At 34.0% G+C, this 12,045-nt stretch carries 9 protein-coding genes; 4 read left to right on the top strand and 5 right to left on the bottom strand.

What is annotated here, in order from left to right; all coding sequences use genetic code 11:
• From BM088_RS07815 to BM088_RS07800, 4 genes are all read right to left on the bottom strand, one after another.
• Nucleotides 1-1,761, bottom strand: coding sequence for an efflux RND transporter periplasmic adaptor subunit (locus BM088_RS07815; RefSeq protein ID WP_091982480.1), 1,761 nt, complete (start codon nt 1,759-1,761; stop codon nt 1-3).
• On the bottom strand, nt 1,761-3,155 hold the full coding sequence (locus tag BM088_RS07810) for a TolC family protein (protein WP_091982478.1): 1,395 nt from the start codon (nt 3,153-3,155) through the stop codon (nt 1,761-1,763). The genes BM088_RS07815 and BM088_RS07810 overlap by 1 nt, the downstream gene beginning before the upstream one ends.
• Nucleotides 3,155-3,649, bottom strand: a complete 495-nt coding sequence (locus tag BM088_RS07805; protein ID WP_091982476.1) for a DUF411 domain-containing protein — start codon at nt 3,647-3,649, stop codon at nt 3,155-3,157. Before BM088_RS07805 ends, BM088_RS07810 begins: the two co-directional genes overlap by 1 nt.
• Before the next feature lie 121 nt (nt 3,650-3,770).
• Complete coding sequence (locus BM088_RS07800; protein WP_091982475.1) at nt 3,771-4,037, bottom strand: hypothetical protein; 267 nt, start codon at nt 4,035-4,037, stop codon at nt 3,771-3,773.
• A gap of 204 nt (nt 4,038-4,241) precedes the next feature.
• On the opposite strand from BM088_RS07800, the gene BM088_RS07795 reads away from it, so the two are divergent.
• Nucleotides 4,242-5,279 (top strand): phospholipase effector Tle1 domain-containing protein, encoded by a 1,038-nt coding sequence (locus tag BM088_RS07795; RefSeq protein ID WP_177207981.1) that lies wholly within the window; start codon nt 4,242-4,244, stop codon nt 5,277-5,279.
• Nucleotides 5,280-5,350: 71 nt separating this feature from the next.
• Here the strand turns inward: BM088_RS07795 and pyrC are convergent, their stop codons facing one another.
• Nucleotides 5,351-6,379, bottom strand: coding sequence for a dihydroorotase (gene pyrC, locus BM088_RS07790; RefSeq protein ID WP_091982472.1), 1,029 nt, complete (start codon nt 6,377-6,379; stop codon nt 5,351-5,353).
• A gap of 150 nt (nt 6,380-6,529) precedes the next feature.
• Between pyrC and BM088_RS07785 the strand changes: the two genes are divergently transcribed.
• From BM088_RS07785 to BM088_RS07775, 3 genes are all read left to right on the top strand, one after another.
• Nucleotides 6,530-8,278, top strand: coding sequence for a collagenase (locus tag BM088_RS07785; RefSeq protein WP_177207980.1), 1,749 nt, complete (start codon nt 6,530-6,532; stop codon nt 8,276-8,278).
• A 117-nt stretch (nt 8,279-8,395) separates the two neighbouring features.
• Nucleotides 8,396-10,792: a sensor domain-containing phosphodiesterase gene (locus BM088_RS07780; protein ID WP_425439285.1), complete on the top strand. Its 2,397-nt coding sequence runs from the start codon at nt 8,396-8,398 to the stop codon at nt 10,790-10,792.
• 246 nt (nt 10,793-11,038) lie between these two features.
• A complete protein-coding gene (locus BM088_RS07775) occupies nt 11,039-11,923 on the top strand; it encodes a LysR family transcriptional regulator (protein WP_091982468.1) in 885 nt (294 codons plus the stop codon).
• The last annotated feature ends 122 nt before the right edge of the window (nt 11,924-12,045 follow it).

Below are 12,045 nucleotides of genomic sequence, written 5' to 3'. Positions count from 1 at the left end.
TTAATGGCCACTGTGCTCAGTTGAGTTTGGCTTATCAATCTGTACTTCTTCTTGAGCGTCTTGGCCAATCTCCTTTAGAGATAACTCCGTAATAATAAATTCTCCATTATTAATCTCAAAGGTAAATTCAATTGCCATATCAACCTTCAATAGAGATAAATCAATATCATCATTCACCATAAAATCTAATGTTGCAGCAGGGCGATCCCATTTCTCAATTGGTCCTCGACTAATATTCAGCATTTTATGATCTATCATTACGGCGTTAATTTTACCTGAAACTGTAGCCATACTATTCATATTGGTTGTTTGATTCTGCTCAGGAATATGTATTTTAGTGACTTTATATTCACCAACTTCATCTTTTGTAATTTCAATATGTAAGGTCATTCCAATTTCTAAACTCGTAAAATCAACCTGAGGAGCGACTATAAAATCCATGGTCATTTGTGGCCACTCCCAATCATCAATAGCTTGATGATCAACATTAATCATATTATGACTTGCCATTAAATTATTAATGCTTGCTTCAACCCATACACTCATAGGGTATTCATCATGATACATACGTTTGAAGTCTGAGCTTTTACTTGATTCTGAGTCCAATAAAAATTGTGCTGAAGTCACTATTTTATCGCCTTCAACTAAACCTGAAAGTACCTCTACAGAGTCGTTATCAAAACGCCCAACTTTTACAGCGAGTGATTTAAACTGACCCTCACCTAAAGCTAATACCACACGATCTTGGCTCCCAGTACGAATGAGAGCCTCTGTAGGAATAAGTAATGCTTCATTACCTTGAGCATGAATAGATACTTGCGCAAACATATTAGGTTTAAGCATCATATCTTGGTTTTTAAAACGTAGCCTTACTTTCACCGTACGTGTTTTTTCATCAAGGGTGGGATGAATATAATCGACTTTACCAACCCACTCTCGTCCAGGTAAATAATCAAGAGTCATAGTGACAGCACTGCCTTTTTCAACTTGATTTGCCTGCCTTTCAAAGACTTCAGCCTCCACCCATACTTCATTTAAGGCGCCAATTGACATGATTTTAGTACCAGGCTTAACAAAAAAACCTTCCCTAATTTTTAAGTTCTCAACAACACCCGTTTGAGGCGCATAAAAAGTAATTGTCTGTGATATTTTTCTTGTTTTTTTAATGGCTGCTATTGCTGATTTAGGCAGCTGCAAGGCGGTTAACCTATCTTCTGCCGCTCGAATTAAACGTGTATTTTTTCGGCCTATCGCTAACAGTAACTCTTCTTGTGCATTCACTAAAGCGGGTGAATATAAAGAATATAGTGGCTCACCTTTTTTAACCGGATCCCCCAGTGCTTTGATATAGAGCTTTTCAACCCACCCTTCGACTCTAGGATGAATATGTACTAATTGCTCTTCATCATACTTCACATAACCTACTGTTTTTATTTCCAAGTGCAATTGTTTCACTTTTGCCTTTGCTGTTCTTACCCCTAAATTATTAACAACATCAGGTGATATTTTAATTGTGCCGGGGCCTGAATCTGAGCCTGAAGCACCGTCGGCATATACAGGTACTAAATCCATTCCCATAGGTGATAAACCTGGCTTATCTCGTTTATAATTTGCATCCATAGGCGCAACCCAGTACATAGGTTTATTTTCTGAATCTGTACTTTCACCTGATGAAACGGTTGTTTGAAGTTGTGATGTAATGCCAAGTGTTATAGCGCTACCAAATATGGCTGCCAAAACAAGTTTTATATTTGAATTCATTATTTTTGTCCTTGCACATTTGATTGACTTATTTTATTAAAACTCAGCATTTGCTCTGCTTTAGTAATAAATAAATAATTCAATTCTAATTGCACTTTTTGTATCTGCGTATCTATAGCCAAGTTTTCAATTTTTGCGTTAAGTTGCGCAATGCGTGCACGCACAACTTCCGCAAAATCACCATCATCATTGGTATATGCAGTTAAAGATGCTTCAGCTTGATCTTGTATTTGTGGCAATAACTTAGTGTGATATAACCTTTGTCTGTCAACTAACCGGTTTAACCTCCCCTTAGCACTTGAATAAGCACTTAACAGTTGTCTCAATATTATTAAACGCTCTGTTTTTACTGATTCTGTTTGTGAAATCGCCGCACTAAGTTGCTGATCTTGGCGTTTATCTGTAAATAAAGGCAAATCGAATGTCACAGCTACGGTGAATAAATCAGCTCTCGTATTTCCCACTGGATCATTATCTCTATAGGCATAACCCGCATTAACTCCCCACTGAGGTTCATAATCCTGCTTAGCTAGCGCAATACCTTGTGCAGTGGCAGTTATTTTTTTATCTATTGCTAAAATACGTGGATGGGCCATAAAGTGTTTAACTAATTTATCGGGTGTCTGCCAAGTGTTTGACTTGACCATCTCAGCTTTGAGTAAACGAATGTCAGGTAAAACCTCCCCTAAATTAATGTTATGTACTGAGATTGACGTTTGGCTATTATTACCCGTTACCCATTGCGATAGCTGACCTTCATACCGGTTTTTTTGTTGCTGTAATTGATTTAATCTATCATCAAGCATAGTAAGTTCTAACTGTGCTCTGATCACATCCTGTTGGCGGGTTTTGCCTTGAGCCGATGCATAACTTGCCTCTGCAACATCAGTTAATTGCTCAAATAAAGCTCTGTCAGCCTCAATTAAACGTATGCTATTTTGAACTTTATAAGCGTCTAGCCACAATTGGCCAACAGTTAGTGCAACTTTCGCTTTTCTATCTTGCCTTTGATAAGGGTATTGTTCTGAATCCAGTATTAGCTGTTTTTGTTTAATTGCTAATGAATCTCCACGAGGAAACATTTGTGCAATACCCACTTTAAACTGTGTCATGCCTTCTTGTGATATATCAAAAGTATCCACAGGTAAATTTGCCATGGATAATGATACTTTTGGATCAGTATAAGTACCGGCAGCTATACTCATCGACTTAACAGAGTCTTGCTTATGCTGATTACCACTTAACCAAGGGTCATTCTTTTGCGCCACTATAATTGTACGCTTTAATGTAAGTTTCTGTTCACTAACAGGTACTTCAGCAACTGAGTTAAAATGTATTAAAAGCCCTAAAATTATGATTCTTTTTGGTTTTAATTTTAAAAGAGAATTTTTCATTAATACTGCTCCTTTTGGCTTGATACTTGAGCAAATACAGAATAACTACCACCTTTTTTAAGCAGTAGTACTTGATATGGCGAAAACCTATTGCCCATTTCCATGCCAGGGCTGCCAATAGGCATAGCAGGGACAGCTAAACCAATTACATCTTCAGGTTTATTTTTTAAAAATTGTTGAATATATTTTGCTGGAATATGCCCTTCAAATACAAAGCCATCTTGTGATACTGCGGTATGACAGGAGTGATAACGCGGTTTTATGTCTTTATTTAGCTTAAACTGTGTTAATTTTTCATCATTTAACGCTTGTGTATCAAAATGATTTTTATCTAAGTGCGTGATCCAACTATTACAACAACCACAAGATTCTCGCTTATATATGGTCAGTTTTGTTTTTTGTGCCGTATTTTGACTATTTACATTACTAATAGTGATATCAGTACAAGCCAAAAGCGCTGCTAAGGTAAATAATACTAAAAGTGATTTATACATATTGCCTTCAAGACTCTTAAAGTTTACTTATGGGCTTAATGGAAAATAAAAGCCCACTAAATACAAATTCGAAATATCAATTCAAATGAAAAGTGAAATTTCAGACGGATCTATTTTGTAATTAGCTTTTAAGAGGAGGACGATATAAAGATGAAGGGTACTGACTAAAAAGAATAGGATTTTTCTGAATAATTTTTTGTGATATTAAACTAACATCAGATAAATAATGATTGGCCGTAATAGCCATAGAAACACAGCCATTCATAGAACATAAATGTTCAGTTTCACAACAGCCCATATCCATTTCGTCCATAGAATGGTTCATGTCTGACATCATATTCATGTGTGATGTTTGGATACTTTGATTTTGAAACTGACACGAATCCATAGCATACGCTATTGACTGTCCTAAAAAGGAAATCAATAAAAATACAACTATAAAAATATGTGTTTTTTTAACCAAAATATATATCACAAATGAAATAACGATTATTAGGATACAGAATAAACAAAAAAGTTCCAGAAAATTATCATGCTTTTAAAATAATCAAGTACACTTGATTAAACAAAGGCTGAACAAATGACGTGTAAAATGAATAAATTTATTTTTTGTTTTGATGGCACTTGTAACGAACCCAGTGATAGCATGGATTATGCTGTAGATCTCAGTATAAGTAATATTTTAAAATTACATGCCTATTTTGGCGGCAGTTTAACTAACACCCCGCATAATGATGAATATGGCCAACGAAGTTTTTATTATTCAGGAGTAGGTACCTACGGAAACTGGTTACAAAAAACATTCAACTCTCTATTTTCCCATGCATTTTCAGATATAAAGTCAATTATCAGTAAAGCAAAACGGGACTTAGAACACCATTACCAAGAAGGTGATGAAATTTTTATTTTTGGTTTTAGCCGAGGTGCAGCAATAGCGCGAATTTTTGCAAGCCAAATAAAAAATCAGGTCAAATTTTTAGGCGTATTTGATACTATTGCATCGATTGATTCACCCGACTTAAAAAGGGAAACCCCTGCAGCCAGTGATGTTGTTTTTAAAAATGCCACTTTAGCTAAGAATATTCAAAAAGCCGTTCATATACTTGCACTTGATGAAAAACGCATTGCATTTCAACCAACCCTATTTAACCAAGACTCAAGAGTCTTAGAAGTTTGGTTTGCAGGTGTACACTCCGACATTGGTGGTGGCTATTGGTATGATGGCTTGTCAGATATTAGTCTTGAATTCATGTGTTTACATGCCAGACAACAAGGTTTAAATATTTTAAATTTAGAGGAAATTGATTTTAACCGATTAAAACAAAATGACAGTTTTTTATGTTTTGATGATTTAGAAATACAACCTATTCCTGAAGGTTTAATGCATCAACAACAACGTACTCGGATCATAGCAGATAGAACTTTAGCTCCTAGAGTTGTTAATGTTAATCAAGATGAACACGCTACAGATAAATACACGGCTAAAATACATCACACTGTAGCCCTTCGCTTTAAAAAAGTAACAAATTATCGACCACACTCTTTACGTAATACTTATTATCAAATCATGGCCGATAATGGTCGCTTATCAAAAGTAAAATGTGGGATCACAGGCTTAAAAGGAGTGTAATATAAAAAAGCTGCTGAATAATAATTTTTTCAGCAGCTTTTAAAATCATTAAGCTTATTTCAAATAATTTGTTACTTAACTTGCCATTGAATTTGTTCACCTGCACGAATTGGAACAACTTTATCATCACCTAAAGAATATGATTCAGGCACATTCCAAGCTTCTTTCACTAAAGTGATGGTATCGCTATTACGAGGTAAATTATAAAAATCAGGACCATTTAAACTTGCAAAAGCTTCTAATTTATCAATTGCGCCTGAATCATCAAATGCTTCAGCATATAATTCAATTGCAGCATGTGCTGTGTATGAACCCGCGCAACCACAAGCCGCTTCTTTTTTATCTTTCATATGTGGCGCAGAATCAGTACCTAAAAAGAACTTTTTACTACCACTGGTTGCTGCTTTATTTAATGCGTCTTGATGAATATTTCGTTTTAAAATAGGTAAGCAGTAAAAATGAGGACGAATGCCCCCTACCAACATATGATTACGATTATATAATAAATGATGCGCGGTGATAGTTGCAGCTACATTGTCAGAAGCAGCTTCTACAAATTTAACTGCATCTTGTGTTGTTATATGTTCAAGTACAATTTTTAGTTCTGGAAAATCAGCAACAACAGGAGTTAATACCGTATCTAAAAATATTTTCTCACGATCGAATATATCAATTTCTGAATCCGTTACTTCACCATGAACTAAAAGCAACATGCCCACTTCTTGCATTGCTTTAAATACAGGGTACATATTTTTAACATCAGTCACACCAGAGTCTGAATTTGTCGTTGCACCTGCGGGATATAGCTTAGCAGCTACAATATGACCCGTTGCTTTTGCTTTTTTAATTTCTTCAGGCGTGGTTTTATCTGTTAAATAAAGCACCATCAAAGGTTTAAAATTTCCTTGAGGTTTTTCTGCCATAATGCGATCACGATAACTTAATGCAGTTTCAGTACAAGTGGCAGGCGGTACTAAGTTTGGCATTATGATCGCACGCCCCATGTAACGACTTACATCACGCACTGTGTCTTTTAATTGCTCACCATCACGTAAATGAATGTGCCAATCATCTGGACGAACTATTGTAATACTTGTCATTGCGCTATCTTCTATTAAAAAATTTGTCTGATCATATTGAGTCTAAGTATAGCTGTAAAGTAACAATTTAAATTTACAAAAAGATTATTGTATACAATATTCATTACTGGTAATCTGATTTTTCATTTAAGCCTAAATTTGATGATACCAATGATAAATAAACTCATAACGATAATCTGTGCTTTATGCTTCGCACTATTAAGTGCATGTAGTAGCCCCCTTCCAGTAATTAAAAACATGATGCCAGACCCTGACGTCCTTCACGTATTAAATTCAAAGAACAATTGGAATTTTAAACTTGCTACAAATAAGTACATGAATAAAGTAACTGCCCGTATTCATTATTTAAGTGAACAAAAAATTAATAACCAAGAGCTCGATGCTCTTTTATACTACCTTCGTGGTTTTAGCTATTATGCTGATATTAAAACAATAGACAAAATAAACTGGCAACAGCTTGAAAATGCCTTATCATCTCTAAAAAACTCAGGCTTTTTAAATTTAAATAACGATAAAAACGCCCGCTTAGTTGAACATTATGCAGTAACACTCTATCGGTTTTATAATCACAATACTTTAAGTACAAAAATAGCCCCTCATCTTGAAACATTATCAAAATTAGTCTTATTAGAGTATGAAAGTGACAATTTCCCTTCTCAATATGCGCATTGGGAAACCTTACGCGCGATGGCTTTTTTAACATATGAAGCAAAAAAGAATAAAACATTAGCAAATGCAATTTTAACAACAAAAAACTGGCTACCAAGCTTAAAAAGTATCGCACAAAAAACGGGCTGGCAAAGAGAACATGCGCTTTGGGCCTTAGCTTACCAACATAAAATATTAGCTGATAATGCCCGCAATAAATTAGATAACCAAGTATGGCATTTACTTGATAAAACGAAGCTTACATTAAATGAAAAACAGTTTTTATTTTCTCAAAGATACTTAATTAATAGCTACAGAGGTTTATCAGAATGTGAAAATGACTTTAAAGGTAAATGTTCATTTCCCACCATAGATAGTGCTTTGCCTATTAATCATAAATGTTCCGATCGTTTATTTATTCGCGCAAATCACATGTCTGAAAAACAATTGCAGCAATCTTGTAATAAGCTAACTTCACAAGAAAGTCATTTCCACAAAATATTAGCTACAAAAAACCTGCCTACAGCAAACGATCACAACCAATCTTTACGTGTTGTTATTTTTGATAACTATAGCCAGTATAATCAATATGGTCAGATGATTTTTGACATCAATACCGACAATGGTGGCATGTATATAGAGGGCACTCCAAGCGACCCTAATAATCAAGCTACATTTTATTCTTACGAAGTATTTTGGCAAGGTCCCGAGTTCAAAGTATGGAACTTAAACCATGAATATGTCCATTATCTTGATGGTCGCTTTAGTAAATACGGTAGTTTTGGTCATTATCCATCACATTTGGTCTGGTGGAGTGAAGGTTTAGCAGAACTTATCTCAAAAAAAAATGTAAACCCAAAAGCCTATAAAGAAGCAAAAGAAACAAGCAAAGATAAATGGCCTACATTACAAGATATTTTTGCAACAACCTATGATGATGGTAGTAAACGTGTTTATCAATGGTCATATTTAGCAATACACTATTTAACTCAAGTTGACCTTAAAGGTGTGCAAACTTTGTCACAACATTTAAAGAATGATTTTTTTAAAGGCTATACAAATCAATTAGATTTACTCGCAAAAAAACACCAAACAGGGTTTATTCAATTTTTAGATAAACAACTAGAAAATCATATTGATGAAAAAGCTAAACAAGACATCGCTCCGAAAAAATTATACAGGTATCTCTATCGAGACTATTTAATGCCAAAAACATTACAGATATCTAAAAAACATAACCATATTTTGTAAATATTTCGTCCTAGTTATTAAGATCAAATAGTGACCTTAATAACTTTGTACTAATAAACATTTGAATATTTATACAATGCTGAGCATAATTAGACTTTAACCCTATTGATATTTTATATGTCTGAAGCAAATCATAAAAATAAAGGATCTCAAATGGCCGCACATTTAGATCCATTACAACAAAAGTCACATCAGCTCAGCATTATTAATCAATTTTCCTTGTCCCTTATTCAAATCAATGATCTAGAGCAGCTTTATAGTTATGTAGTAAATGAAGTTGTTAGCCAACTAGGTTTTGTTGATTGCGTTATTTATTTAGCAGACCATTCTAAAAAAGAATTAGAGCAAGTAGCGGCTATGGGTATTAAAAATACAGATGGTCACTATTATATAAAACAAAACCGCATTCCTTTTTCTTTAGGTAATACAGGCTATGTTGCTATGAGTGGTCAAGCTCAACTCATTGATGATCTTTCGAAAAGCAGCCGATATTTACCTGATTTAACACCTGCACTTTCTGAAATTTGCGTACCTCTTATTTATAATAATCATGTTGTGGGCGTGATTGATTGTGAGCACCCAGATAAAAACTATTTTAACGATAGCCATTTAGAAATTTTAACTACTGTCGCTTCAATGTTGAGCGCTAAAATTAATCAATGCCAAACCTTAATTGATTTAAATAATACAGTTATACAATTAAATAGCGCCCAAAAAATAGAAAAAGGTTTATTAAAAATTGCCAACTTAACTTATGAAGCTAATAACATGGAGGAGTTTTATGAAAACTTACATGAAATTGTTAACTCTCTACTTGAAGCTAAAAATTTATTCATCGGCTTATATGATATAAAAACAAATGAACTTAGTCTGCCCTATATTTTAGAGGCTGGCATAAGGAATTTAGGCAATAAAGTTTTTAGTCAGGAACAAACTGATAATACCGCATCTGCATATATGCTTAAAATTAATACATCACTATTATTAAATGAAAAAGATTTTAAAGAGCATGTAGCAAAAAAACACTTTCAGCTTATCGGTGAATCTCCTCACTCTTGGTTAGGTGTTCCTTTTGAGATCAACAGTCAATTTCATGGCTTAATTGTAATACAAAGCTATGACACATCTGTCAATTATACACATCACGACCAAGACATTTTAACTTACATCAGTCGCCAAATTAGCTTAGCAATAGACAAAGAACTTACTCATAAAGCATTAAAACATAAAGTTTTACATGATCAACTCACGGGTCTTGCAAACCGTTCATTATTGATTGATAGATTAGAACAAGGGATCAATCGGTTAGGTAGGCAAAGTGACTTTAGATTTCATGCATTATTATATTTAGACTTTGATCGTTTTAAAATTATAAACGATACATTGGGACATCAAGTTGGTGATCAATTTTTAATTACTATTTGTGAAACAATTTCACAAAATATTCGTCAAGTTGATACCTTTGCACGCTTAGGGGGTGATGAATTTGCAATTTTGATGGAAGATATTGAAAATGAGTCGCAAGTTACAAATTTAGTTGAGCGAATTCAAGCATCTTTAGAAGAACCCCTCACTGTTGATGGTCACGTATTAAAAGCATCTACAAGTATAGGTATTTCATATGCTATGAACTCTAATGATCACGCGTATCATGTTTTACAATGCGCAGATACAGCGATGTATGAAGCAAAATCATTAGGACGAGGTCAAGTTCAAATATTTAATGATTCAATGCAGAAAAAAATGGTTGGTGCTGCGGTACTTGAAACTGATATCCAAAATGGCATGCGCAATAACGAATTTGAGCTTTACTATCAGCCTATTTTTGAAATTAAAAATAATAAAGTAAAAGGGTTTGAAGCTTTAGTAAGATGGCATCATCCAGAAAAAGGCCTAGTATTACCAAATAACTTTATTACGGCAGCTGAAGATAGCGGCCAAATTTTACAACTTGATTTACATTTATTAAAACAAGCCGCAAAACAAATTTCGCAATGGCAAAGTGAATATAAAACACACTTTACAATAACAGTGAATGTATCATCTCGTCATTTCTCAAGTTTAGACTTTGTCAGCTTTATTAAAAACCTTTATCAAATATACAAACTTAAAACAGGATCTTTGTGCATTGAAATAACAGAGTCTGGACTCATTGAAAACCTTGCTTTAGCAAAAGAGATTATTGAAGGACTTCAATCTCTTGGTGTCAGGTTATATTTAGATGACTTTGGCACTGGTTATTCTGCATTAGGCTATTTACATCAATTACCAATCCACGTATTAAAAATAGATAAAAGTTTTATTGATAACCTTCAAAATGATAATAACCCACTTGTCGATGCAATTTTATCTTTAGCTAAATCATTAAAATTAGAAGTCGTTGCAGAAGGCATAGAAACCCAAGAGCAATTAGATATTTTAAAGCAAACAAGCTGTAATTATGGTCAAGGTTATCTTAAAGCCAAACCATTAAGGGCTCTTGATGCAGCTATATTAATCGGAAAGAACATTTAGCATTCAATATTAGCACTCACCAAAAACAAAGAATGAATTTAACTCACTATAAATCACAAGCTTTATACCCACCTCAAAATTTAAATTGAAATAAATTAGCGTTATGGCCAATTTCATATAAAAAATTTTATAAAATAAAAATAATTATAAGTTATAGCCATCTAGACGTTGAATTAACTTTGCACCCACTATAATATAAACCTGCTCGATAACTAAAACCAACCTCTAACATGAGAAAAATTAAAGATGATTGATATAAAGCATTTGAAAACACTTTCTACATTAAAAGAGACAGGTTCATTGGTGAATACAGCTCGTGAATTGTTTTTAACTCAATCGGCTTTATCTCATCAAATTAAAGATTTAGAAAATAAGTTAGATTGCCAACTATTTGAGCGAAAGACACACCCTGTTCGCTTTACACCCCAAGGCATGCTGCTCATTGAACTTGCCCAGGAAATACTGCCAAGAGTAGAAGCAACAAAATGTCGAATTAAAGAAAGTTTAAATCAACCAATCTCTCAGTTAAGACTTAGTGTAGAGTGTCACGCTTGTTTTCACTGGCTATTACCGACCATAAAAGAATTCAATAATTTTTGGCCTGATATTAAAATAGACTATGAACGTGGGTTTAGTTATGACGCTATTCCTGAGTTATTGAATGACGAATTAGACTTAGTTCTTACTTCTGACTTGCGAGATCCTGAACATTTAGAATATGCACATATGTTTGACTTTAAGTTGAAATTAATTGTGGCACCAGATCATGAGCTTGCTAAAAAAGCTTATGTGACAGCGCTTGATTTAAAAGATGAAACTATTATTTCTTACCCCATTCCGCGTCAGCGTCAGGATATATTTAAATATTTCATTCAAAATGCACGTTTTGATGGTACCTTGAAAACAGTTGATCAAGGGTTATTAATTTTTCAACTCGTGAGTGCTGGTATGGGCGTTGCCGCATTACCAGATTGGTTAGTAACACCATATGAAAGCCAAGGTTTAATCAAATCAATTCCGTTAGGGGCTTTGGGCTTAACACGACCTATGTATTTAGCCATGAAAAGAAATATGAAAGATAACCCTGTTTATCGTCATTTTATAAATACTTGTAAACAAACCACCAGATAAAATAAATTTTAGCAATGAAAAAATGAATTGCAGGTAATAAAATTATGAGCTTTCAGTCAAGGGCAGCAGTTTAAATTATTGCCCTTATTTGAATTGAGCTTTTTCAACAGTAAATATCACAG

This window comes from Pseudoalteromonas denitrificans DSM 6059, assembly GCF_900112265.1.
Classification (GTDB): Bacteria; Pseudomonadota; Gammaproteobacteria; order Enterobacterales; family Alteromonadaceae; genus Pseudoalteromonas; species Pseudoalteromonas denitrificans.
Note: the sequence above shows the minus strand (reverse complement) of the source record. Positions and strands in the feature narration are given on the sequence as shown.